The sequence below is a fragment of the Enterobacter cloacae complex sp. CDL013 genome (assembly GCF_049238805.1).
Taxonomy (GTDB): Bacteria; Pseudomonadota; Gammaproteobacteria; order Enterobacterales; family Enterobacteriaceae; genus Enterobacter; species Enterobacter hormaechei_C.
The window spans coordinates 42,032-66,049 of record NZ_JBMKGT010000009.1; the positions used below are offsets into that span (position 1 = coordinate 42,032).

General features: G+C 56.5%; 20 protein-coding genes. 10 read left to right on the forward strand and 10 right to left on the reverse strand.

Annotated elements, in window-relative coordinates; all coding sequences use genetic code 11:
- Positions 1 to 51: 51 nt before the first annotated feature.
- The 6 genes from aroK to ACOTXD_RS18795 all read right to left on the reverse strand — a co-directional run bounded on the left by aroK (position 52) and on the right by ACOTXD_RS18795 (position 4,124).
- Positions 52 to 573 carry a shikimate kinase AroK gene (aroK, locus tag ACOTXD_RS18770; protein WP_003861630.1) on the reverse strand — a complete coding sequence of 174 codons (522 nt, stop codon included), beginning with the start codon at positions 571 to 573 and terminating at the stop codon, positions 52 to 54.
- A gap of 286 nt (positions 574 to 859) precedes the next feature.
- The gene (hofQ, locus tag ACOTXD_RS18775) at positions 860 to 2,098 is read right to left on the reverse strand and encodes a DNA uptake porin HofQ (RefSeq protein ID WP_023314949.1); all 1,239 of its coding nucleotides are present in this window, start codon (positions 2,096 to 2,098) and stop codon (positions 860 to 862) included.
- On the reverse strand, positions 2,010 to 2,414 hold the full coding sequence (locus tag ACOTXD_RS18780) for a HofP DNA utilization family protein (protein ID WP_003861627.1): 405 nt from the start codon (positions 2,412 to 2,414) through the stop codon (positions 2,010 to 2,012). The genes hofQ and ACOTXD_RS18780 overlap by 89 nt, the downstream gene beginning before the upstream one ends.
- Complete coding sequence (locus ACOTXD_RS18785) at positions 2,404 to 2,583, reverse strand: hypothetical protein (protein ID WP_022651950.1); 180 nt, start codon at positions 2,581 to 2,583, stop codon at positions 2,404 to 2,406. The genes ACOTXD_RS18780 and ACOTXD_RS18785 overlap by 11 nt, the downstream gene beginning before the upstream one ends.
- A gap of 276 nt (positions 2,584 to 2,859) precedes the next feature.
- A complete protein-coding gene (locus ACOTXD_RS18790) occupies positions 2,860 to 3,351 on the reverse strand; it encodes a PilN domain-containing protein (RefSeq protein ID WP_023314951.1) in 492 nt (163 codons plus the stop codon).
- Positions 3,351 to 4,124: a hypothetical protein gene (locus ACOTXD_RS18795; RefSeq protein ID WP_048241724.1), complete on the reverse strand. Its 774-nt coding sequence runs from the start codon at positions 4,122 to 4,124 to the stop codon at positions 3,351 to 3,353. Before ACOTXD_RS18795 ends, ACOTXD_RS18790 begins: the two co-directional genes overlap by 1 nt.
- Before the next feature lie 120 nt (positions 4,125 to 4,244).
- On the opposite strand from ACOTXD_RS18795, the gene mrcA reads away from it, so the two are divergent.
- On the forward strand, positions 4,245 to 6,797 hold the full coding sequence (gene mrcA, locus ACOTXD_RS18800; RefSeq protein WP_045336127.1) for a peptidoglycan glycosyltransferase/peptidoglycan DD-transpeptidase MrcA: 2,553 nt from the start codon (positions 4,245 to 4,247) through the stop codon (positions 6,795 to 6,797).
- Positions 6,798 to 6,891: 94 nt separating this feature from the next.
- Here mrcA and nudE read toward each other — a convergent pair whose 3' ends face one another.
- Positions 6,892 to 7,452, reverse strand: a complete 561-nt coding sequence (nudE, locus tag ACOTXD_RS18805) for an ADP compounds hydrolase NudE (RefSeq protein ID WP_003861622.1) — start codon at positions 7,450 to 7,452, stop codon at positions 6,892 to 6,894.
- A 327-nt stretch (positions 7,453 to 7,779) separates the two neighbouring features.
- On the opposite strand from nudE, the gene ACOTXD_RS18810 reads away from it, so the two are divergent.
- The 4 genes from ACOTXD_RS18810 (at position 7,780) to hslO (ending at position 11,967) form a co-directional block, all read left to right on the forward strand.
- Positions 7,780 to 9,918, forward strand: coding sequence for an intracellular growth attenuator family protein (locus tag ACOTXD_RS18810; RefSeq protein WP_003861620.1), 2,139 nt, complete (start codon positions 7,780 to 7,782; stop codon positions 9,916 to 9,918).
- Between the two features lie 64 nt (positions 9,919 to 9,982).
- Positions 9,983 to 10,666, forward strand: coding sequence for a GMP/IMP nucleotidase (gene yrfG, locus ACOTXD_RS18815; protein WP_023314955.1), 684 nt, complete (start codon positions 9,983 to 9,985; stop codon positions 10,664 to 10,666).
- Positions 10,663 to 11,064: a ribosome-associated heat shock protein Hsp15 gene (gene hslR, locus ACOTXD_RS18820; RefSeq protein WP_003861618.1), complete on the forward strand. Its 402-nt coding sequence runs from the start codon at positions 10,663 to 10,665 to the stop codon at positions 11,062 to 11,064. Before yrfG ends, hslR begins: the two co-directional genes overlap by 4 nt.
- Before the next feature lie 18 nt (positions 11,065 to 11,082).
- Positions 11,083 to 11,967, forward strand: coding sequence for an Hsp33 family molecular chaperone HslO (gene hslO / locus ACOTXD_RS18825; protein ID WP_006812239.1), 885 nt, complete (start codon positions 11,083 to 11,085; stop codon positions 11,965 to 11,967).
- Positions 11,968 to 12,089: 122 nt separating this feature from the next.
- Here the strand turns inward: hslO and ACOTXD_RS18830 are convergent, their stop codons facing one another.
- Positions 12,090 to 13,847, reverse strand: coding sequence for a DUF4153 domain-containing protein (locus ACOTXD_RS18830; RefSeq protein ID WP_061856068.1), 1,758 nt, complete (start codon positions 13,845 to 13,847; stop codon positions 12,090 to 12,092).
- Positions 13,848 to 14,223: 376 nt separating this feature from the next.
- Here ACOTXD_RS18830 and pckA point away from each other — a divergent pair, with 376 nt between their 5' ends.
- Entirely contained in the window at positions 14,224 to 15,843 is a 1,620-nt protein-coding gene (gene pckA, locus ACOTXD_RS18835; RefSeq protein WP_003861616.1) for a phosphoenolpyruvate carboxykinase (ATP), read from the forward strand.
- A 96-nt stretch (positions 15,844 to 15,939) separates the two neighbouring features.
- Here the strand turns inward: pckA and envZ are convergent, their stop codons facing one another.
- A complete protein-coding gene (envZ, locus tag ACOTXD_RS18840; protein WP_003861615.1) occupies positions 15,940 to 17,286 on the reverse strand; it encodes a two-component system sensor histidine kinase EnvZ in 1,347 nt (448 codons plus the stop codon).
- Positions 17,283 to 18,002 carry a two-component system response regulator OmpR gene (ompR, locus tag ACOTXD_RS18845; protein ID WP_001157751.1) on the reverse strand — a complete coding sequence of 240 codons (720 nt, stop codon included), beginning with the start codon at positions 18,000 to 18,002 and terminating at the stop codon, positions 17,283 to 17,285. Before ompR ends, envZ begins: the two co-directional genes overlap by 4 nt.
- Positions 18,003 to 18,230: 228 nt before the next feature.
- Between ompR and greB the strand changes: the two genes are divergently transcribed.
- The 4 genes from greB (at position 18,231) to feoB (ending at position 24,018) form a co-directional block, all read left to right on the forward strand.
- Positions 18,231 to 18,704, forward strand: a complete 474-nt coding sequence (gene greB, locus ACOTXD_RS18850) for a transcription elongation factor GreB (protein ID WP_003861614.1) — start codon at positions 18,231 to 18,233, stop codon at positions 18,702 to 18,704.
- A gap of 87 nt (positions 18,705 to 18,791) precedes the next feature.
- Positions 18,792 to 21,122, forward strand: coding sequence for a Tex family protein (locus tag ACOTXD_RS18855; RefSeq protein WP_023314958.1), 2,331 nt, complete (start codon positions 18,792 to 18,794; stop codon positions 21,120 to 21,122).
- A gap of 319 nt (positions 21,123 to 21,441) precedes the next feature.
- Positions 21,442 to 21,669 carry a ferrous iron transporter A gene (gene feoA / locus ACOTXD_RS18860; protein WP_003861611.1) on the forward strand — a complete coding sequence of 76 codons (228 nt, stop codon included), beginning with the start codon at positions 21,442 to 21,444 and terminating at the stop codon, positions 21,667 to 21,669.
- Positions 21,670 to 21,699: 30 nt separating this feature from the next.
- Entirely contained in the window at positions 21,700 to 24,018 is a 2,319-nt protein-coding gene (gene feoB, locus ACOTXD_RS18865) for a Fe(2+) transporter permease subunit FeoB (protein WP_061856067.1), read from the forward strand.

Below are 24,018 nucleotides of genomic sequence, written 5' to 3' on the forward strand. Positions count from 1 at the left end.
ACATCCACCTTAAATGCTTTTACCCGCAGGCGAGTGTATATAAAGCCAGAATCAGTTGCTTTCCAGCATATGAATAATCTGGTTTGCAACCACTTTAGCGCTTTGATCGTCAGTACGAATGGTCACATCAGCAATCTCTTCGTACAGAGGATTGCGTTCATCGGCCAAAGCTTCCAGAACTTCACGTGGCGGTGTTTCAACCTGCAACAACGGGCGCTTTTTATCACGCTGCGTGCGTGCCAGCTGTTTTTCGATGGTCGTCTCAAGATAGACCACTACGCCACGGGCGGAGAGACGGTTGCGGGTTTCGCGAGATTTTACAGAGCCGCCGCCAGTTGCCAGCACAATGCCCTGTTTTTCCGTGAGTTCGTTGATCACTTTTTCTTCTCGGTCACGGAAACCTTCTTCGCCTTCTACGTCGAAGACCCAGCCCACATCCGCTCCGGTTCGTTTCTCAATCTCTTGATCAGAATCGTAAAATTCCATATTGAGTTGTTGAGCTAACTGACGCCCAATAGTGCTTTTGCCGGCACCCATAGGCCCAACCAGAAAGATATTGCGTTTCTCTGCCATTTTTTCGGTACTACTAAGACTATTCGTTAATGGTAATCCCCGCTGCGCAGACACCCGGCGTAGCAGGACATGAACTGAAACCTCATTTGCAATAGAGCGAGAGTCAGACGAAAAATTATCTCAATACTCCGGCTTGTTTGGCAACTGATTAAATCACCGTTCCCGGCGCATAAGGAAATAAGACGTAAGTCCAACTCAAATCGGTACTCCTTGTATGCTAATTCATGCCCCACGTCAAACATCTGCAACAAACTGAATGCAAAATCATTGCGGGGATCGTTACCCATTACTGAATACTGACCAGACGTGGCGTGATAAACACCACTAACTCGCGCCGTTCGTTATCTTTTCCGTCATGGCGGAACAGCTGACCCAGCCACGGAATGTTGCCCAGCACGGGCACGCTGTCGCGTCCGGTTTTATTCTTTTGCGAAAAGATCCCGCCCAGCGCGAGCGTTTCCCCACTTTTTACCTCTACCTGCGTTTCGATCTCCTGCTTATCGATCGCCAGCGTTTCGCCGTCTGCCTGTTGTAGCACCTGGCCAGGCATATTTTCACTGATATGCAATTTCAGGCGCACGCGACCGCCCGGCAGAACCACCGGCGTGACCTCCATGCCTAATACCGCCTCTTTAAATTCAACGGATGTCGCCCCGCTCTCGCCGCTGGAAACCTGATACGGAATTTCGCTGCCCTGCTTGATGCTGGCCGGCTGCATGTGCGATGCCAGCAGCCGCGGGCTGGCGATGATATCCACCTGCTGCTTTTGCTCAAGCGCCGACAACTCAAGATCCAGCATCCTGCCGTTGATGCGCCCGATGTTAAACCCTGCGTGGGTGGTCGCACTGGCCACCGACAGGTCCGCACCCAGCGTCGTGACCTGACCCACTTTACTGGCCTCCGTTGCGTCAGCGAGGTTCCATTTCACCCCCAGTTCACGCAGGCTTTTTTCACTGATGGTCACAATCTGCGCCGCCAGTTCCACCTGCTCGACGGGCAGATCCATCTGCACAGCCCAGCGCTGGAGCATATCCACCACCGTCTGGTTATCCCTGACCAGGAAACGGTTGGTGCGCTTGTCGACGGAGAGACTGCCTTTCGGGCTTAAGAGCTTTTCCGCCGCTTTTTGCAATTCGGCCGCATCCGCATAAGCAAACGGAATGCTGTGAGAGTGCAGCGGGGCGTCGAGCAGACGCTGGGCCCGCTCCTGCTCTTTACGCGTCTGTTGCTCCCGTTGCCAGGCCGCCGTATGCACATAAAAAATGCCGCCCTCTTCCCGCAATACCAGCCCGGCGCTGTTCACTACCGTCTGAAGCGCCTGCCTCCAGGGCACCCGCGTTAAATTCAGCGAAAGCGAACCGCTGACATCCGGCGACACCACCAGATTGCGATCCTCCTGCGCTACCAGCGCCTGTAATATTTGCACCACCGGGACATCATCCACCAGCAGGGTGACCGGTTTTGGCGTCGCGGCCCACAGGGGCTGGCTGAGTACCGCCAGTAACAGCCCTATCCTTATCTTCACTTTTTTTCGTTCCTTCTCGTTGCCATGTCCATCGCTTCGGCTCGCACATATCGCCGACATCAACGGTCAGTTGTTGTCTATCTATCGCGCTCACCCGCCAGCCTGTCGGTAACCGCATCTGCGTTTTTACCCGGTGCCAGCGTTTCTGCCCGTCCTGCATAAGGCCGATATCCCTGCTGCCGCTGACTATCCCCTGATACCGCCACTGGCTGAGCTGCCCGGCTGCGCAACGCTCTTCCGGCACAGAGAAGGGATCCCGCATCCCGGTCAGGAAAAGCGGAGAAAGCAGGATGACTAAACGGGCTTTACTGCGCATGACCGATCTCCAGTTGCAGGCTGAGGCGTAACTGTTTGCCCTGTGGGATGATGGAAAACGCACTCACCCGCACGTTCTCAAGCGCCAGCCGGGAAAAGAGCGCCGGAACCGCGCCCCATGAGGCATCCAGCGCCAGCTCTCCCCCACTCTGCTGCGGCTTCCAGTACACCAGCCTTGCGTCCTCACGCTGAAATGCCAGGGGAGAAAAGGGCCGCGAGGGCGTCACTTGCGTAAACACTGCTTGCCGTCCGGCCTCTGGCCACAGCGAGGCGTTGATTCGCTTCGCACTGATGGCCTGCGCCTGAACATCGGCGTAACGCAGAGCAGCGGGCCTGAGCAGCAGTCCCCAAATTGCCCACGCAACAAGCCCCGACGCGATCAACCAGCAAAGGACGCGCCGGGAAGGACGTGCATCAGCCCAGCGTTGATACCAGATACCCACCGGCTACCTCCGGCTATGCAGTTTAAAAGAGAACATCCATCGCCCCAGGCTATCCTGTTGCAGTTCGCCTGCCGGTCCGGGGTTAAATCCCGTCACCCTTTTCAGCGCATCGGTCATGGCTGCGAGCGCTGGCAGTGAAGTGGTATAGCCGGTCAGGGTCAGCGAGGGTGGCTGATAACGCAGCGCCGTCAGCCACGCCTGCCGGGGCATTGCGCTGGCAAGCGATTCCAGCGCGGGTTGCCAGGCCGGATCAGACGGCGGCGAAGGGGTTTTCAGCCCCGCTGACTGCGGCTGACGGGCTCTCAATACTTTCTGCACCGCCCGAGTCCCCGCCAGTTCGCTCTGCAACGCCTGTAACGCGAGAGACTGCGTCGCCCGCAGACTGAAACCACCCGCCAGCATCACCAGCAATGAGGCGGCAAACAGCAGCCCCCAGAAACGCAGGCGCTGATTACGTTGCTGCCGACGCCAGGGTAAAAGATTGGGCATGCTCATTACGGCGCCTCGCTCATGGCCAGCGCCAGGGCGACGGTGTAATCAGCACCGCATTCCGGCAGCGGCGGCTGGCACAGCGTCACCGCTTCCCAGGGATCGCGGGCAGCATCAAACACGGCGATATCAGAAGAAGAAAGCGCAAGCAGCGCCGCCAGTTCATTCACCGTCGCCGCTTCTGTGGTGTAGCGCCGCCCCCACTGGTGACGCATCGCCCATAGCCACTGGTGTTGATCTCTCCAGGCGACGCACCGGGCGGGGGCAACAGCAGAGAGAAGATTAGCCAGCGCGCCGGCATCCGGGGCGATTGCTGCCAGACGCAAACGCAGCGCGTTCGCCAGCGTCAACAGGGTATCGACCTCTCTGTTTTGCGCTGCGGTAACCTGAAAAGTGTTGCTGAACGTATCCTGCGCGTAGTCAAAGCAGAGCGTATCGGCGGGCATCTCCAGCTCACGCGCTAATGCGGCGCCTACCCAGGTGAGCTGTTCGCTGTCACGCAAGGTAACGGATGGACGGGGCAACGCGCGTTGCAGAACGCGCGTTGCCGGAAATGAGAGGAATACCCGATGCGAGTGCGGCAATGTTTTCCGCCAGCCACGTAATGCGTTAACCAGCTCTTCTGGCTTAAGTATTTTGCCTTCCCCGATAACGCCGTCCGACAGCGGCACCGCCCACCAGCGCCGTAAACGCCATCCGGCCCGCTCTCTGGTCAGCGCTAACGCAACCACCTTATCCTGTTGAATATGAACACCTGTTTGCCACGTTTTAAAAGCCATGCTTCACGATCTCCTTATCGCCCGTCGGAGTGACGGCTATATCAATGAATCAGGCTTGCCTTTATACTACCGCGCGATTGTTTAGAAACTGCCCAGGCTAAACCAAATGGGAAATCTCCGGTGAAGTTCGTAAAGTATTTATTGATCCTTGCAGTCTGTTGCATTCTGCTGGGAGCAGGCTCGATTATTGGTTTGTACAAATATGTCGAGCCGCAACTCCCTGATGTCGCCACGCTTCGTGATGTGCGGCTTCAGATCCCTATGCAGGTCTATAGCGCCGATGGTGAACTGATGGCGCAATACGGCGAGAAACGTCGTATCCCACTGACCTTAAATCAAATTCCACCCGTGATGGTGAAGGCTTTTATCGCCACCGAGGACAGCCGTTTTTACGAGCATCACGGTGTCGATCCGGTCGGTATTTTCCGTGCGGCAAGCGTGGCGCTGTTCTCCGGTCATGCCTCTCAGGGGGCAAGTACTATTACCCAGCAGCTGGCGCGTAACTTCTTCCTCAGCCCGGAAAAGACGCTGATGCGTAAGATCAAAGAGGTGTTCCTCGCGATCCGCATTGAGCAACTGCTGAGCAAAGACGAGATCCTTGAGCTTTACCTCAACAAGATCTATCTGGGCTACCGCGCCTATGGCGTAGGGGCTGCGGCTCAGGTCTATTTTGGTAAGCCGATCGATCAGCTCACGCTGAGCGAAATGGCGACCATTGCCGGCCTGCCAAAAGCGCCATCCACGTTTAACCCGCTCTACTCGCAGGACCGCGCCACCGCGCGCCGTAACGTGGTGCTGTCGCGTATGTTGAGCGAAGGCTACATCAGTCAGTCTGAGTACGATAAGGCGCGCAGCGACGTTATTGACGCCAATTACCATGCGCCGGAAATCGCCTTCTCTGCACCGTATCTCACTGAAATGGTTCGCCAGGAGATGGTGAGTCGCTACGGTGATAAAGCGTATGAAGATGGTTATCGCGTCTATACCACCGTGACCCGCAAGGTACAGCAGGCTGCCCAGCAGGCGGTGCGTAATAACGTGATGGATTACGATATGCGTCACGGCTATCGCGGCCCGTCCAACGTGCTGTGGAGAGTGGGCGAAGGCGCATGGGACAGCAAAAAAATTACTGATTCCCTGAAAGCGCTGCCGACCTATGGCCCGCTGCGTCCGGCTGTGGTCACCCAGGCCGATCCGCAGGAAGCGGTGGCGATGATGGCCGATGGTACATCCGTTTCGCTGCGCATGGAGGGTGTCCGCTGGGCGCGTCCGTACCGCTCTGACACTCTTCAGGGCCCGACGCCACGTAAAGTGACCGATGTGGTACAAACCGGACAACAAATCTGGGTCCGTCAGGTCGGTGATGCCTGGTGGCTGGCGCAGGTGCCGGACGTCAACTCTGCGCTGGTCTCCATCAATCCGCAGAACGGTGCCGTGATGGCGCTGGTTGGCGGGTTCGATTTCAACCAGAGCAAATTTAACCGCGCGACCCAGGCACTGCGTCAGGTTGGTTCGAACATCAAACCGTTCCTGTATACCGCGGCGATGGATAAGGGGCTGACGCTCGCCAGCATTCTCAACGACGTGCCAATTTCCCGCTGGGATGCCGGTGCGGGCTCTGACTGGCAGCCGAAGAACTCTCCGGCGCAATACGCTGGCCCTATCCGTCTGCGTCAGGGCCTTGGCCAGTCGAAGAACGTGGTCATGGTTCGCGCGATGCGTGCGATGGGCGTTGATTATGCGGCAGAGTATCTGCAACGCTTCGGCTTCCCGGCGCAAAACATTGTTCATACCGAATCTCTGGCGCTCGGCTCCGCGTCCTTTACGCCGCTCCAGGTCGCTCGTGGCTACTCGGTGATGGCGAACGGGGGATTCCTGGTCGATCCGTATTTCATCAGCAAAATCGAGAACGATCAGGGCGGCGTACTGTTTGAAGCGAAACCGAAAATTGCCTGCCCTGAATGCGATATTCCGGTGATTTACGGCGACACGCCAAAATCCAATGTCCTGGAAAACAAGGATATGGAAGATGTGGCGATCTCTCAGGAACGTCAGAATCTGGCGGTGCCGCAGCCTCAGCTGGAACAGGCCAATCAGGCGCTGGTCGCCCAGAGTGGCGCGCAGGAGTACGCCCCGCACGTGATCAGCACGCCGCTGTCGTTCCTGATTAAGAGCGCACTGAACACCAACATCTTTGGCGAACCGGGCTGGCAAGGCACCGGCTGGCGAGCGGGCCGCGATTTGCAGCGCCACGACATCGGCGGCAAAACCGGGACAACCAACAGTTCAAAAGATGCCTGGTTCTCAGGTTATGGCCCGGGCGTTGTTACCTCCGTCTGGATTGGTTTTGACGATCACCGCCGCACTCTGGGGCGCACAACCGCTTCTGGCGCGATTAAAGATCAGATTTCCGGTTATGAGGGTGGGGCTAAGAGTGCGCAACCGGCGTGGGATGCTTACATGAAGGCCGCTCTCGAGGGCGTGCCGGAGCAGCCGCTAACGCCTCCGCCGGGCATTGTCACGATCAATATTGACCGCAGCACTGGACAGCTCGCGAATGGCGGCAACAGCCGTGCCGAGTATTTCATCGAGGGTACGCAGCCAACCACGCAGGCAGTGCATGAGGTGGGTACAGAGATCATTGATAACGGCGAGACGCACGAGCTGTTCTGACGCCGACAAAAAAGCCGGGTGGCGACTACGCCTGACCCGGCCTACAACGTCAATGCAAAACGGCAACCTTCGGTTGCCGTTTTTAATGGTGGCGCTACAAACGCCCCTGCCCCTTCAGCCACTCTCGTACCAGGAACAGTGCGCTCACGTTGCGTGCCTCGTTAAAGTCAGGATCTTCCAGCAAATCCATCAGATGAGCCAGCGGCCAGCGAACCTGCGGCAGCGGTTCCGGCTCGTCTCCTTCCAGCGATTCAGGATAGAGATCTTCCGCGACAACGATGTTCATTTTGCTGGAAAAATAGGACGGCGCCATGCTCAGCTTTTTCAGGAACGTCAGCTCTTTCGCGCCAAAGCCGACCTCTTCTTTCAGCTCCCGGTTTGCCGCTTCAAACACCGTTTCGCCCGGATCGATCAGTCCTTTGGAGAAGCCCAGCTCGTAGGATTCAGTGCCCACGGCGTATTCACGAATGAGGATCAGGTGCTCGTCGACGATAGGCACTATCATCACCGCTTCACGCGAGGAGGGGCGCATACGCTCATAAACACGACGCACACCGTTGCTGAACTCCAGATCCACGCTTTCGACATTAAACAGACGCGATTTCGCGACGGTTTCAACATTCAGAATGGTGGGCTTTTGTAAGGGTTTGGTCATCTTGACGGGTCTTTGCTGGGTGAACTGGCTTTATTGTGCGATACGCCGCACGGTTTCGGCAATGTCAATTGCTCTTTATTTACATTTATGCAACGTAATTGAATGCGATTCTCATTTCAAAACAAATGTCAAGAGGTTGAAATGTTTCCAGGAATTTGCTGATATCGCGCCGGAACAGGCTTTGTTATCATTACCGGTCACTGGGATGCGCGTCAACATGCTCAAGTTAGACTCCATACTTGCCGATAGCCGACCACAGAATCTCATTCATTGTACAAAAGGTGCGACTGACAACACCTGTAAGAAGATAAGTAAGATGGGGAAAGCATGAGCACCATTTTGATTTTTCTCGCTGCTGTGCTGGCCTGCGCGTCGATTGCGGTGTGGGTATTCAGGCGCCGCGTACATCGCCGTTATCGGCTGCCCTTTTTAAACGCGTTCGCCGGGGCAAACACGCGCAAGCTTTCGCCAGAGGAACGCAGCACCGTTGAGCAGTATCTCGACACGCTGAACCGATCCCGGCTTTCGCCTGGCCCTACCGGCGCCAGCGCCGCCCCCGTATCGCTCAACCTTAACGCCCAAAGCGACACCGTTCTGTGCGTGACGCGCTCCATTACCCGCTATGGCATCACAACCGACGATCCCAACAAATGGCGTTACTATCTCGACTCTGTTGAAGTACACCTGCCTCCCTTCTGGGAACAGTATATTAACGACGAAAACAGCGTCGAGCTCATCCATACCGATACGCTGCCGCTGGTTATCTCCCTTAATGGTCATACTCTGAGCGAATATGTTCAAGAAGCGCCACGCTTTGCGCTGGAACGCGCGAGCGGAACGCAGGCCTCTATTCGTGGTGAAGAGACAGAGCAGATTGAACTGCTCAACATCCGCCAGGAAACGCATGAAGAGTACGTCCTGAGCCGCCCGGATGGCATTCGCGAAGCGGTGCTGATTGTCGTCTCGTTCCTGCTCTTTTTCATCTGCCTGCTGACGCCGGACGTGTTTGTTCCGTGGCTCGCGGGTGGCGCAGTACTGCTTCTGGCCGCCGGGCTGTGGGGCATATTTGCCCCGCCGGCAAAAACGTCATTACGCGAAATTCACTGCCTGCGCGGAACCCCAAAACGCTGGGGACTGTTCGGCGAAAACGATCAGGAACATATCAACAATATCTCGCTCGGGATCATCGATCTTATCTATCCACGCCACTGGCAGCCGTGGATTGCGCAGGACCTGGGCCACAAAACGGATATTGATATCTATCTCGACCGCCACGTTGTACGCCAGGGACGTTACTTATCCCTGCACGACGAAGTAAAAAACTTCCCGCTTCAGCACTGGCTTCGCAGCGCGGTGATTGCCGGTGGCGCCGCGTTAATCTTCCTCATGCTGCTGCTTTTCGTGCCGCTGGATATGCCAATTAAATTTACCCTGTCATGGATCAAAGGGGCGCAAACCGTGGAAGCCACCAGCGTACAGCAGCTCGAAGAAGCGGGTGTACGCGTGGGAGATACGTTGCGGCTGAAAGGCACCGGGATGTGTAATATCCACTCACCGGGTGCCTGGAACACGCGCCAGAACTCGCCGTTCGCGCCGTTCGACTGCTCTCAGATCATCTGGAATGACGCCTCTCCGCTGCCGCTGCCGGAATCGGATGTGGTCAATAAGGCCACTGCGCTCACCCAGACGATTAATCGCCAGCTCCATCCAAAACCGGATGATGATTCTCGCGTCAGCCCTGCCCTGCGTTCGGCTATTCAGAAGTCGGGCATGGTGCTGCTGGATGACTTTGGCGAAATCGTCCTGAAAACCGAGGATCTCTGTTCCGCCCAGGATGACTGTATCCGGCTGAAGAACGCGCTCGTCAACCTCGGCAACAGCAAAGACTGGGACGCGCTGGTGAAACGCGCCGAAGCGGGACGCCTGGACGGTGTGAACGTGCTTCTGCGTCCGGTCAGCGCCGAGTCGCTGGATAATCTGGTGGCGACCTCTACCGCCCCCTTCGTGATGCGTGAAACCACCCGTGCCGCCCAGGCGCTTAACAGCCCGGCGCCGGGCGGTTTTGTGATTGCCAGCGATGAAGGCAGCGACCTGGTGGATCAACCTTATCCGCAGGTTTCGCTGTATGACTATCCTGCCCAGGAGCAGTGGAGCGAATTCCAGCGTCTGGCGCAGATGCTGATGCAGACGCCATTCAGCGCGGAAGGGATCGTCACCACCCTCTTCACCGACGCCAACGGCACGCGTCATATTGGCCTGCACCGTATGCCGGATAGCGCTGGCCTGTGGCGCTATATAGGGACATCCCTGCTGCTGATTGCGATGCTGGCGTGCATCGTCTGGAACGGTTATCAGGCCGTACGCCGCTATCAGCGTTCCCGCACGCGGCTGGCAGAAATCCAGGCCTACTACGAAAATTGCCTTAACCCGAAACTGATCTCCTCTTCTGAGAGCCTGATCGGATAACGTCCCTGCGCGACAAGTTGTGCTACCCTGTCGCGCACGTTTCTTCTGGCTGGAGTTCCCCCTTATGCATCTTGATATCGACTGGCAGGCGGTCGATACCGTCCTGCTTGATATGGACGGCACGCTGCTTGATCTCGCCTTTGATAACTATTTCTGGCAAAAGCTGGTCCCGGAAACTTACGGTGAACAGCAGGGGATCTCCCCGGCAGAAGCGCAGGAATTCATTCGTTCGCAATATAGCGCGGTGCAGCATACGCTAAACTGGTACTGTCTTGACTACTGGAGCGAGCGACTCGGTTTGGATATTTGTGCCATGACCACCGCCCAGGGCGCACGCGCCGTACTGCGCGAAGATACGGTCCCGTTCCTGGACGCGCTGAAAGCCTGCGGTAAGCGCCGTATTTTGCTGACAAATGCGCATCCCCATAACCTGGCCGTGAAGCTGGAACATACCGGTCTTGCTTCGCACCTTGATTTATTGCTTTCCACCCACACATTTGGTTATCCGAAAGAGGATCAGCGGTTGTGGCATGCCGTGGTGGAAGAGACCGGTTTACAGCCGGAACGCACGCTGTTTATTGACGACAGCGAGCCGATTCTGGATTCTGCGGCCGCTTTTGGCATTCGCTATTGTCTGGGCGTGACTAATCCGGATTCCGGCCTGGCTGAAAAAAGCTATCTGCGACATCCGGGGCTGAACGACTATCGCCGGATGATCCCCTCACTTACCGTGAAGGAGACGCCATGAAAGAAAAACCCTCTGATGGGGTAAGACTGGATAAATGGCTGTGGGCCGCCCGTTTTTACAAAACGCGCGCCCTTGCCCGTGAAATGGTTGACGGCGGAAAGGTGCATTACAACGGTCAGCGCAGCAAACCGAGCAAGCTGGTTGAACTGAATGCCACGTTAACGCTTCGCCAGGGCAACGATGAGAAAACGGTGGTGGTGAAAGCCATTACCGAACAACGGCGGCCCGCAACCGAAGCCGTTTTGCTGTATGAAGAGACGGCCGAAAGCATAGAGAAGCGCGAGAAAACCGCGCTGGCGCGCAAAATGAACGCGCTAACTATGCCTCACCCGGACCGGCGACCGGATAAAAAAGAGCGCCGCGATCTGATGAAATTTAAACACGGTGAGAGCGAGTAACCCTCACCTGCACGAGAGATGAAAATGGCCCAACACGACCAATTACACCGCTATCTGTTTGAACAATTTGCCGTGCGCGGCGAGCTGGTCACCGTATCCGAAACCTGGAAACAGATTCTGGAAAACCACAACTACCCGCTGCCGGTGAAAACCCTGTTGGGCGAACTGCTGGTTGCCACCAGCCTGCTGACCGCCACGCTGAAGTTCGCTGGCGATATTACCGTTCAGTTGCAGGGTGATGGCCCGATGTCGCTGGCGGTGATCAACGGTAATAACCAGCAGCAAATGCGCGGCGTGGCGCGCGTTCAGGGCGATATCCCTGAAAATGCGGATCTGAAAACGCTGGTCGGAAATGGCTACCTGGTTATCACGATTTCGCCTGAAGAGGGTGAGCGCTATCAGGGCGTTGTCGGTCTGGAAGGCGATACGCTTGCCGCCTGCCTGGAAGATTACTTCATGCGTTCCGAACAGCTGCCAACCCGCCTGTTCATCCGCACCGGTGAAGTAGATGGTCAGCCTGCTGCCGGTGGTATGCTGCTTCAGGTTCTGCCTGCGCAGGATGCACAGACCAATGATTTCGAGCATCTGGCAACGCTGACGGAAACCATCAAAGCGGAAGAGCTGTTCACCCTGTCGGCGACCGACGTGCTGTGGCGTCTCTACCACGAAGAAGAAGTGACGGTTTACGATCCGCAGGCGGTGGAATTTAAGTGCACCTGCTCCCGCGAGCGTTGTGCTGGTGCCCTGAAAACGCTGCCGGATGAAGAGATCGACAGCATCATGGCGGAAGACGGTGAAATCGATATGCACTGTGACTACTGCGGTACGCACTACGTGTTCAATTCGATGGATATCGCGGAGATCCGCAATAACGCCTCTCCGGCGGATCCGCAGGTTCACTAAGCTCTGAGCCTGATGCCCGGCGGCGCTATGCTCGCACGGGCCTACAATGAATTGTGCAATTTTTTGATATGATTGCTAATTGTAGGCCGGGTAAGCGTAGCGCCACCCGGCAAGAAAAAGCACTAACGCCACTGCGCATTATTGTAACTGTCGTAGCTCATATCGACACGCTCCCCAAAAATCTCAATATCCGCCCAGGGCTTCACGACAGATTTCACTTTCCTCTGCCTTAATGCGCGGTCAAGTTCTCCTCTGGTCAATGCCTCCGGCATTTTCCACGCGTCCCCGGCGATCCTCCAGCCCGTGTTAGTTTGTGTGTAAGCCACGATCGTGCGATCGGTAAATTGAAATAGCACGGCTTCCGGCTTGCCGTCGCTGTTAAGATCCAGCGGCATAAGTAAACAGTTACTCTGGGCGCTATCGCAGCTCTCGAAGCGATACTGATTGCTGAGCATGGCTTGCCACAATGTCTTATCAGGATGAGCCATTCCCGGTGCGAGCTGGACCTGTTTTTCCAGCATCGCGGCGGTCATCTTACCTGCTCCGCCAGCATTCCTGGAGAGAAGACCATTTATTTCACGCTGGCGTTTTGGGTTAGAGATAAACTGCGGATCGTTTTGCAGCGTGAGCATCGCCTCCCGCCCCTTTCGTCCAGCGTTACTGAGCATATACAGGCTGACTTGATCCGCAGTTATTCTGCCGTCCTGATAGCGGGCCATATGGCTTGCAACACTTATTCGCCACGGATCCAGCACGGGGGTATGGACCAACGCCAGGAAAATGAGGGAAAGCAGCCCGGTCGCCGGGATGACGTACGCATGGATCTTCTGCGGTTCACGGCGCTGAATCAGAGCGCTGGCGCAAAAACCGATCGCCCAGACCAGCGCCACGATGGTTATCAATACCCCGTACAGACGCTCGGGTGACCAGCCGTATTGCGAAATGCGTAGCCACAGCGCCCACCCCGCCAGAACCGGATACGCGGGTACGATAGCCACAGCGAGGCGAATCATCCCTCGCAGCGGGGCATAGTAAGGCAGTGTTTGACGCTGTGGATGCCACACTATCGTCACCAGGAATAACAGCAGCAGCGCTAAGGTGGTCAGCAAGCCCGCGGCGGATATTCTGGCTGAAATGGATTCAAAGCCGACAAAAGGCAACGCGCCAATAAAGAGCAGCGCCAGCGCCGCCATCAGGGGAAGCAGACCGGTGGCGATGAGGGTCAGCAGATTTTGCAGGGCAAGGATTAACCTTACCTGCATACGCGTGAGCACGGCCGCACTGGCTGAAACCACGCCAATCGCCACTGAAATAAACCCGTCAGAATGAAAGAAAAGCCGATCAAAAAAGCCGATGCCGATAAGTTCGAAAAGCTCGGCCCAGAGGAAAAGCACCAGCCAGAAGAGACCATTCGAAACAAAAATAATGAGCAGTGTCAGCGCGTTATGCCAGTTTCGTTGATAAAAGTCGCTGTAGAACGAGGTAGTCGGGACGGGATCCAAACGCCGCTGAAGCCATGGCAACACGAACAGCGTCATCAGCAGCAGATGAAAGCCGAAAACGAGCATCTCATCTCTGAGATTCCAGCTTTCGAGTCCTGCAACGCTCCACTTAAGCCAGCCGCCCATACCCGCGACTGCCGCGCCGATCATCCCGAGTGACAGCCACAAAAATGGCTTTCTGGATGACGTCATGGCAAGCGACAACGTGGTTGTCATTACCACGGTGGCAGGTACTACACACATCAGCCACAGCGTATCCGATGGCAATTTTGCGTACTCGATATACCACGTGATTACATAGCAAATTACGCCCTGTAGAGCCCCCGCCAGCACGACGGCTACGCGCGTTAAAGCGGATAACGTCTCACGGTTTTCCATTTCTCATCCCTTGTTCATGAAAAATCTATTGTCTCATCAAAGCAAAACTCTGGCCCCCACCTCAAACTCTGAAAATAGCTGACCCAAGAGACCTGAATCGTTTTCCCAGTGTAACCCTTACGTAATTTTCTTACATGTATGCGATTACATTCACATTCTTCTGGATAAATTCACCAGAGATTAACCTTTTAAGAACATTTTCCCCATCCAAAAAGCGATTCCTGCGATAATCTGCCCGCCCTGTGACTGGAGTCGCAGCGTTTTCCGTTAGTAAGGGTTTTGACCAGATACGTAAATCTATGAGCCCCGTCGCGGTTAACATCCCCAGAAAAACCCTACAATTTCAGGCAGTACATATTGGCTAAGGAGCAGTGATATGCGTGTTAATGGTTTAACCCCGCAAGATCTCAAGGCTTATGGTATTCACGACGTCCAGGAAGTGGTCTACAACCCCGATTACGATACGCTGTATCAGGAAGAGCTCAATCCGGCACTGGAAGGATACGAGCGTGGTGTGTTGACGAACCTGGGTGCTATCGCCGTCGATACGGGTATTTTTACCGGTCGTTCGCCGAAAGATAAGTATATCGTCCGAGATGACACCACCCGCGATACGCTGTGGTGGGCTGATAAGGGCAAAGGTAAGAACGATAACAAACCGCTCTCCCCGGAAACCTGGCAGCATCTGAAAGGACTTGTCACCCATCAGCTTTCCGGCAAGCGTCTGTTTATTATTGATGCGTTCTGCGGCGCTAACGCCGACACCCGTCTCTCCGTACGATTTATCACCGAAGTGGCCTGGCAGGCGCATTTTGTGAAGAACATGTTCATTCGTCCAACCGATGAAGAACTGCAAGACTTCACCCCTGACTTTATCGTGATGAACGGCGCGAAATGCACCAACCCGCAGTGGAAAGAGCAGGGTCTGAACTCCGAAAACTTTATCGCCTTCAACCTGACCGAGCGTATCCAGCTGATCGGCGGTACCTGGTACGGCGGCGAAATGAAGAAAGGGATGTTCTCGGTCATGAACTACCTGCTGCCGTTGCGCGGTATCGCCTCCATGCACTGCTCGGCGAACGTCGGGGAAAAAGGCGATGTAGCAGTGTTCTTCGGCCTTTCCGGCACCGGTAAAACAACGCTGTCCACCGATCCAAAACGTCGTCTGATTGGCGACGATGAACATGGCTGGGATGATGACGGCGTGTTTAACTTTGAAGGCGGCTGCTACGCGAAGACCATTCGCCTGTCGGAAGAGGCAGAGCCGGATATCTACCACGCGATTCGCCGCGATGCGCTGCTGGAAAACGTCACCGTGCGTGCCGATGGCTCTATCGACTTCGACGATGCGTCTAAAACCGAAAACACCCGCGTCTCTTACCCGATCTACCACATCGAGAACATCGTCAAGCCGGTATCGAAGGCGGGTCACGCCACGAAGGTGATTTTCCTGACCGCAGATGCATTCGGCGTGCTGCCACCGGTTTCCCGCCTGACCGCCAGCCAGACGCAGTACCATTTCCTCTCCGGCTTTACCGCTAAACTGGCGGGTACCGAGCGCGGTGTGACCGAGCCAACCCCAACCTTCTCCGCCTGCTTCGGCGCGGCGTTCCTGTCGCTGCACCCAACGCAGTACGCGGAAGTGCTGGTGAAACGCATGCAGGCATCCGGCGCCCAGGCATACCTGGTAAACACCGGCTGGAACGGTACGGGCAAACGTATCTCCATCAAAGATACACGCGCCATCATCGACGCGATTCTGGATGGTTCGCTGGATAACGCCGAGACCTTTACGCTGCCGATGTTCGATCTGGCGATCCCAACAGCGCTGCCGGGCGTGGATACGCGTATCCTGGATCCGCGTAACACCTACGGTTCACCGGAACAGTGGCGTGAGAAGGCTGAATCGCTGGCGAAACTGTTTATCGAAAACTTCGAGAAGTATACCGACACCCCGGCGGGTGCTGCGCTGGTGAGTGCGGGACCGAAGCTGTAGGTAAAAGCAAAAAGGCAACGAAAGTTGCCTTTTTTAATGTTTTTTCCCTCTCCCCGTGGGAGAGGGCCGGGGTGAGGGCATCAGGCCCCACCCTTTTTAACTCTCTTTCACCTGACCCCGTAAAACCGGCACCGGTAACCACGCACGAATGCTCAAACCACCCCGCTCGCTGGTGCCAATTTCCAGCAGTCCGTTATGGTTATCCACAATACGCTGCACAATCGCCAGGCCTAAGCCGGTTCCGCTGGTGCTGCGCGCGCTGTCGCCGCGCACAAATGGCTGGAACAGGTGCTTACGCTGCTCAGGCTTGATGCCCGGGCCATCGTCTTCCACCTGGAACCAGGCGCGGTTGAGTTCCGTACCGCTGCTGACTTTGATCCAGCCGTTGCCGTAGCGCGCCGCGTTGACCACCATATTCGCCACCGCGCGTTTAATGGAGAGCGGGTGCATACGTACCTGAATCTCACCTGCCTGAAGGTCGGTCGCAATTTCACGTTCGTAGCCGCTTTCGGCAGCAACCACTTCGCCCAGAACCGCATTCAGATCCGCCATCTCCATCGGCATCTCCTGCCCGGTGCGCAGGTAGTCGATAAACTGCTCGATGATGGCGTTACACTCTTCGATATCCTTGTTGATGGACTCTGCAAGATAGCCATCCTGCTCGCCCATCATCTCCGTCGCCAGCCGGATACGCGTCAGGGGCGTGCGAAGGTCATGGCTGACCCCCGCCATCAGCAGCGTACGGTCGTCCGCCAGCTGTTTAACGCCTGCCGCCATGTGGTTAAACGCACGCGTTACCGAGCGCACTTCCGATGCGCCATACTCGCGCAGCGGCGGTGGGATAATACCTTTACCGACCTGTAATGCCGCATGCTCCAGGTCGACCAGCGGTCGGTTCTGGATACGAATAAACAGCCATGCGCCGCCGATGGCCAGCAGCATGATCGCCAGGGTGTATCGGAACAGCGGTGAGAAGTCGCCCTGATGAATCTCGGTGAGCGGAACACGCACCCAGATGTTGGGTGACAGCCAGGTTTTCAGCCAGACAACCGGCGAGCTTTTATTGACCTCAACGCGCACTTCCGTCGGGCCGCCAAGCTGCTGCGCCATCTGCTGGCTGAGGAATTCATAGTGCTGCGCCCAGCGCAGGCCGGCATCTTCCGCCGCTTCGTTCGAGTAGAGAGAAATGCCCAGCTCACGGTAGATTTCCCGACGGAACGCCGGGGGAACAACCAACTGCGTGCCGTCCTCCAGTTGCAGTTTGTCGGTCATCAGCATACGCACTTCGTATGCAAGCACCTTATTAAACTGCTGGAGGCTCGGCAGGATTGCAAAGTTCAGCACCACCAGGTAGGTCGTCACCAGACTGACAAACAGCAGGGTGACGATCAATAACAGCGTGCGGGCAAACGAACTTCGCGGCGAGAAGCGCATTCGCCTCATGCTTTAGAGCCGTCCGGGACAAACACGTAGCCCAGACCCCAAACGGTCTGAATATAACGAGGATGCGCCGGATCTTCTTCCACCATGCGACGCAGACGAGAGATCTGCACGTCGATAGAACGCTCCATCGCGGAGTATTCACGACCACGCGCCAGGTTCATCAGCTTGTCACGGGAGAGCGGCTCACGCGGGTGGCTGACCAGCGCTTTCAGCACCGCGAACTCACCGCTGGTGAGCGGCATTGGCTCATCTTCACGGAACATCTCACGGGTGCCGAGGTTCAGCTTGAACTTACCGAATGCAATGACGGCCTCTTCCTGAGATGGCGCGCCCGGCAGTTCGTTCGCCTGACGACGCAGCACGGCGCGAATACGCGCCAGCAGTTCACGCGGGTTAAACGGCTTTGGAATGTAGTCATCAGCGCCAATCTCAAGGCCGACAATACGGTCGACTTCTTCACCCTTCGCCGTCACCATGATGATCGGCATCGGGTTGCTCTGGCTGCGCAGACGGCGGCAAATAGAGAGCCCGTCTTCGCCAGGCAGCATCAGGTCCAACACCATCAGGTGGAAAGATTCACGCGTCAGCAGACGATCCATCTGTTCCGCGTTCGCGACGCTACGAACCTGGAAGCCCTGCTCGGTCAGATAACGTTCCAGCAGCGCACGCAGGCGCATGTCGTCATCTACGACCAGAATTTTGTAGTTCTCTTGCATTGTGTGTACTCCCAAAGGTTCGGATAAGCCTGGAACAGCGTATTCTAAAAAAGTGCACGGGTTCGACCAGCAAATTCTGGTATAAATTCTAGACGAAATTGTTACAAAGCATATTTAACAGCAGCTTATCTGTTCATTTCATCACATAAATCATTATTAATCTTGTCTGTTACACTGTGCGCTACGTATTGTGCGCAAAGACAGTTAACCGGCATTAAAGGCTGCACCATGAAAACGCCTCTGATCACCCGCGAAGGGTACGAGAAACTCAAAAAAGAGATGGATTACCTGTGGCGCGAAGAGCGTCCGGAAGTGACCAAAAAAGTCACCTGGGCCGCAAGCCTGGGCGACCGCAGCGAGAATGCGGACTATCAGTACAATAAAAAGCGACTGCGCGAAATCGATCGCCGGGTACGCTACCTGACGAAGTGTCTCGAGAATCTCAAAATTGTCGATTACTCCCCGCAGCAGGAAGGTAAAGTGTTCTTCGGCGCGTGGGTCGAAATTGAAAACGACAACGGCGATACCCTGCGTTTTCGTATCGTCGGCTATGATGAAATTTTCGGTCGTAAGGATTACATTTCTATCGATTCACCCATGGCCCGCGCCCTGCTGAAAAAAGAGGTGGGCGATTTAGCCGTTGTCCAGACGCCCGCAGGTGAAGCAAGCTGGTACGTCAACGAAATCGTGTATGTTAAATAGTCCGAGAGCGCCCTCCCCGGCTGGCATTTTTTGGTGTCAGCCCGTATAACTATCCCCCTGATTTTCGATCCACAAGATGAACTGACCATGATGAAAGAGTCGCTCTGCCGCATTATTGCGGGTGAACTTCAGGCCAGAGCCGAACAGGTAGAAGCTGCCGTTCGCCTGCTTGATGAAGGGAACACCGTGCCGTTTATTGCACGTTATCGTAAGGAAGTCACCGGCGGTCTGGATGACACGCAGCTGCGAAACCTGGAGACCCGTCTGGGCTATCTGCGCGAGCTGGAAGACCGACGTCAGGCGATCCTCAAATCTATCGGCGAGCAGGGCAAGCTGACCAGTGACCTGGAAAAAGCCATTAACGGTACCCTGAGTAAAACCGAACTCGAAGACCTCTATCTGCCGTACAAACCGAAGCGCCGCACGCGCGGGCAGATTGCGATCGAAGCCGGCCTTGAGCCACTGGCCGATCTGCTGTGGAACGAGCCGTCTCACGATCCGGAAACCGAAGCCGCCAAGTTTATCGACGCCGATAAAGGCGTAGCAGACACCAAAGCCGCGCTGGACGGTGCTCGCTATATTCTGATGGAGCGCTTCGCCGAAGACGCGGCGCTGCTGGCCAAAGTGCGTGATTACCTGTGGAAGAACGCGCATATCGTCTCCACCGTGGTGTCCGGCAAAGAGGAAGAAGGCGCGAAATTCCGCGACTATTTCGATCACCACGAACCCATTTCTACCGCGCCGTCTCACCGCGCGCTGGCGATGTTCCGCGGCCGTAACGAAGGCGTGCTGCAACTCTCCCTGAATGCCGACCCGCAGTTTGACGAGCCGCCAAAAGAGAGCCACTGCGAGCAGATCATTATGGATCATCTGGGCCTGCGCCTGAACAACGCCCCGGCGGACAGCTGGCGCAAAGGCGTGGTGAGCTGGACCTGGCGCATCAAGGTGCTGATGCACCTCGAAACCGAGCTGATGGGCACCGTGCGCGAGCGCGCCGAAGACGAAGCGATCAACGTCTTCGCCCGTAACCTGCACGACCTGCTGATGGCTGCGCCAGCTGGCCTGCGCGCCACCATGGGTCTCGATCCGGGTCTGCGTACCGGCGTGAAGGTGGCCGTGGTTGACGGCACCGGCAAGCTGGTTGCCACCGACACCATTTACCCGCACACCGGTCAGGCAGCGAAAGCGGCTGTCGTCGTCGCCGCGCTGTGCGAGAAGTACAACGTTGAGCTGGTTGCCATCGGTAACGGTACGGCGTCCCGCGAAACCGAACGTTTCTATCTCGACGTGCAGAAGCAGTTCCCGAAAGTGACGGCGCAGAAAGTGATCGTCAGCGAAGCGGGGGCATCAGTCTACTCCGCCTCTGAGCTGGCAGCGCAGGAGTTCCCGGATCTGGACGTTTCCCTGCGCGGCGCGGTCTCTATCGCCCGTCGTTTGCAGGATCCGCTGGCGGAGCTGGTGAAGATCGACCCGAAATCCATCGGTGTGGGCCAGTATCAGCACGACGTGAGCCAGACGCAGCTGGCGCGCAAGCTGGATGCGGTAGTGGAAGACTGTGTTAACGCCGTCGGCGTGGACCTGAACACCGCTTCCGTTCCCCTGCTGACCCGCGTGGCGGGCCTGACCCGTATGATGGCACAGAATATCGTCGCCTGGCGTGATGAGAACGGTCAGTTCCAGAACCGCCAGCAGCTGCTGAAGGTGAGCCGTCTGGGGCCGAAAGCATTTGAGCAGTGCGCGGGCTTCCTGCGCATCAACCACGGCGATAACCCGCTGGATGCCTCTACCGTTCACCCGGAAGCGTACCCTGTTGTTGAGCGCATCCTGGCCGCGACTCAGCAGGCGCTTAAAGACCTGATGGGCGACAGCAGCGCGCTGCGTAACCTGAAAGCGGTGGATTTCACCGACGAACAGTTCGGTGTGCCGACGGTCACTGACATCATCAAAGAGCTGGAAAAACCGGGCCGCGATCCGCGTCCTGAGTTTAAAACCGCGACCTTTGCTGACGGCGTGGAAACCATGAACGACCTGCTGCCGGGCATGGTGCTGGAGGGGGCGGTAACCAACGTCACCAACTTTGGCGCGTTTGTGGATATCGGCGTGCATCAGGACGGTCTGGTGCATATCTCTTCCCTCGCCGACAAGTTCGTTGAAGATCCGCACACCGTGGTCAAAGCGGGCGACATCGTGAAGGTGAAAGTGCTGGAAGTGGATCTCCAGCGCAAGCGTATTGCCCTGACCATGCGTCTGGACGAGCAGCCGGGCGACACTAACGCGCGCCGTGGCGGTAATGGCGGTGGCCGTGAACAGCAGCGTCCGGCAGCGAAAGCCGCGAAGCCACGCGGACGTGACGCACAGCCAGCAGGCAACAGCGCGATGATGGATGCGCTGGCAGCGGCGATGGGTAAGAAACGCTAATACTGTAAATGCCCGGTGGCGCGACGCTTACCGGGCCTACGGTTTTGTAGGCCGGGCAAACGCAGTGCCGCCCGGCAAGCAGGCCGCAGGGAATTAAAATAAATAAGTTGTATCCATATTTAAACCACGAATTATCACCTCATTAACAAATAGCCTTCTTTTTATTTTCACCTCAATTTCGCAAATATTGAGCAAGGTCAAGCAGACCGCAAATTAATACGATTAACAACATCCCGTCACATTTTTATTATTGCTGATAAAAACTATTCTCATTATCATCGCAGTGTAGATTATTTAACCTCTCGTGGAATCAGGCGCTATGCAATTCACTCCAGACAGTGCGTGGAAAATTATCGGTTTTACCCGTGAGATAAGCCCGGCCTATCGGCAGAAGCTGCTGTCCCTGGGCATGCTACCCGGCTCATCGTTCCAGGTGGTGCGCGTTGCGCCGTTGGGCGATCCTGTTCATATCGAAACCCGACGCGTTAATCTGGTTCTGCGTAAAAAAGACCTCGCATTAATTGAAGTTGAATCTTTATCCCGTTAACAAGCCAGCGGTTTCAGTGAGTCTATTACAATGAAAAAATTAACTATTGGCTTAATTGGCAATCCTAATTCCGGCAAGACAACCTTATTTAATCAGTTAACCGGCGCACGCCAGCGTGTGGGAAATTGGGCAGGCGTGACGGTGGAACGCAAAGAGGGCCAGTTCTCTACAACAGATAATCAGGTCACGCTGGTTGATTTACCGGGGACCTATTCACTCACCACGATTTCATCCCAGACCTCACTCGATGAGCAAATTGCCTGCCACTATATTCTGAGCGGCGACGCGGATCTGCTCATCAATGTGGTGGATGCCTCTAATCTCGAACGAAATCTGTACCTCACGCTACAGCTGCTGGAGCTGGGGATCCCCTGCATCGTAGCGCTTAACATGCTCGACATCGCCGAGAAGCAAAAGCTGCGCATCGACGTCGACGCCCTCTCCGCCCGTCTGGGCTGCCCGGTGGTTCCGCTGGTTTCTACCCGCGCACGCGGCATTGACGCCCTGAAGCTGGCGATTGACCGCCACACGGGCAATGCCGACGTCGAACTGGTGCACTACGCCCAACCCCTGCTGCGCGAAGCCGGGCAACTGGCGCAGGAGATGGACAACAGCATGCCCGCCAGACAACGTCTGTGGCTTGGCCTGCAAATGCTGGAAGGCGATATCTACAGCCGCGCCTACGCAGGCGATGCGGCGGATAAGCTGGGCGTCGCGCAGGCTCGCCTGAGCGACGAGCTGGACGATCCCGCTCTGCATATTGCGGATGCGCGCTATCAGGCCATCGCCGCTATCTGTGACGTGGTCAGCAATGCATTAACCGCTGAACCCAGCCGCTTCACCGCCGCCGTGGATAAGATTGTGCTCAACCGCTTCCTAGGTTTGCCGATCTTTTTACTGGTGATGTACGTGATGTTCCTGCTCGCCATTAACATCGGCGGTGCATTACAACCTATCTTTGATGGCGGCTCTGTCGCTATCTTCGTGCACGGTATTCAGTGGCTGGGCTACACCCTCCACTTCCCGGAATGGTTGACCATCTTCCTTGCGCAGGGGATCGGCGGCGGGATCAACACCGTCCTGCCGCTGGTGCCGCAGATCGGCATGATGTACCTGTTCCTCTCCTTCCTTGAGGATTCCGGTTACATGGCGCGCGCGGCCTTCGTGATGGACCGCCTGATGCAGGCGCTGGGGCTGCCGGGCAAATCGTTCGTGCCGCTGATTGTCGGCTTCGGCTGTAACGTGCCGTCCGTGATGGGCGCGCGTACGCTGGATGCACCGCGCGAACGCCTGATGACCATCATGATGGCGCCGTTCATGTCCTGTGGCGCGCGTCTGGCGATCTTCGCGGTCTTTGCCGCGGCGTTCTTTGGTCAGGAAGGGGCGCTGGCCGTCTTCTCCCTGTATGTGCTGGGTATCGTGATGGCTATTCTCACCGGCCTGATGCTGAAGCACACCATCATGCGTGGCGAAGCGTCGCCGTTCGTGATGGAACTGCCGGTTTATCACGTTCCGCATCTGAAAAGCCTGATTATTCAGACATGGCAGCGCCTGAAGGGCTTCGTTCTGCGCGCCGGTAAGGTGATTGTGGTGGTCAGCATTTTCCTGAGCGCTCTGAACAGCTTCACCCTGAGCGGCCAGGCCGCGGACAACATTAATGACTCTGCCCTGGCCTCCGTCAGCCGGATCATTACGCCGGTCTTCAAACCGATTGGCGTTCAGGAAGACAACTGGCAGGCAACCGTGGGCCTGTTCACCGGCGCGATGGCAAAAGAGGTGGTTGTCGGCACCCTGAACACGCTTTACACCGCGGAAAACATCCAGGAAGAGGAGTTTAATCCGGCAGCGTTCAACCTCGGCGATGAACTGCTTGGCGCGGTGGAAGAGACCTGGCAGAGCCTGAAAGACACCTTCAGCCTGAGCGTACTGGCGAACCCGATTGAAGCCAGCAAAGGCGATGGCGAAATGGCGACCGGAGCAATGGGCGTGATGGGCCAGAAATTTGGCAGCGCGTCGGCGGCCTACAGCTACCTGATCTTCGTCCTGCTCTATATTCCATGCATCTCGGTCATGGGCGCCATTGCCCGTGAGTCCAGCCGCGGCTGGATGGGCTTCTCCATTCTGTGGGGGCTGAACATTGCCTACTCGCTGGCGACCGTGTTTTATCAGGCCGTCAATTACAGCCAGCATCCGCGCTACAGCCTGGTCTGTATCCTCGCGGTGATCCTGTTTAACGTAATGGTGATTGGCCTGCTGCGCCGGGCGCGTAGCCGCGTTGACGTTAACCTGCTGGCAACGCGCAAAACCCCAACGACCTGCTGTAGCAGCCCTGCGGGCGACTGTCACTGA

Bases quoted from the DNA above. Each gene is read 5' to 3' on its own strand.
- aroK (WP_003861630.1), bottom strand. From the start codon at position 573: ATGGCAGAGAAACGCAATATCTTTCTGGTTGGGCCTATGGGTGCCGGC.
- ACOTXD_RS18780 (WP_003861627.1), bottom strand. From the start codon at position 2,414: ATGCGCAGTAAAGCCCGTTTAGTCATCCTGCTTTCTCCGCTTTTCCTG.
- ACOTXD_RS18790 (WP_023314951.1), bottom strand. From the start codon at position 3,351: ATGAGCATGCCCAATCTTTTACCCTGGCGTCGGCAGCAACGTAATCAG.
- ACOTXD_RS18795 (WP_048241724.1), bottom strand. From the start codon at position 4,124: ATGGCTTTTAAAACGTGGCAAACAGGTGTTCATATTCAACAGGATAAG.
- nudE (WP_003861622.1), bottom strand. From the start codon at position 7,452: ATGACCAAACCCTTACAAAAGCCCACCATTCTGAATGTTGAAACCGTC.
- ACOTXD_RS18810 (WP_003861620.1), top strand. From the start codon at position 7,780: ATGAGCACCATTTTGATTTTTCTCGCTGCTGTGCTGGCCTGCGCGTCG.
- yrfG (WP_023314955.1), top strand. From the start codon at position 9,983: ATGCATCTTGATATCGACTGGCAGGCGGTCGATACCGTCCTGCTTGAT.
- hslR (WP_003861618.1), top strand. From the start codon at position 10,663: ATGAAAGAAAAACCCTCTGATGGGGTAAGACTGGATAAATGGCTGTGG.
- hslO (WP_006812239.1), top strand. From the start codon at position 11,083: ATGAAAATGGCCCAACACGACCAATTACACCGCTATCTGTTTGAACAA.
- ACOTXD_RS18830 (WP_061856068.1), bottom strand. From the start codon at position 13,847: ATGGAAAACCGTGAGACGTTATCCGCTTTAACGCGCGTAGCCGTCGTG.
- pckA (WP_003861616.1), top strand. From the start codon at position 14,224: ATGCGTGTTAATGGTTTAACCCCGCAAGATCTCAAGGCTTATGGTATT.
- envZ (WP_003861615.1), bottom strand. From the start codon at position 17,286: ATGAGGCGAATGCGCTTCTCGCCGCGAAGTTCGTTTGCCCGCACGCTG.
- ompR (WP_001157751.1), bottom strand. From the start codon at position 18,002: ATGCAAGAGAACTACAAAATTCTGGTCGTAGATGACGACATGCGCCTG.
- greB (WP_003861614.1), top strand. From the start codon at position 18,231: ATGAAAACGCCTCTGATCACCCGCGAAGGGTACGAGAAACTCAAAAAA.
- ACOTXD_RS18855 (WP_023314958.1), top strand. From the start codon at position 18,792: ATGATGAAAGAGTCGCTCTGCCGCATTATTGCGGGTGAACTTCAGGCC.
- feoA (WP_003861611.1), top strand. From the start codon at position 21,442: ATGCAATTCACTCCAGACAGTGCGTGGAAAATTATCGGTTTTACCCGT.
- feoB (WP_061856067.1), top strand. From the start codon at position 21,700: ATGAAAAAATTAACTATTGGCTTAATTGGCAATCCTAATTCCGGCAAG.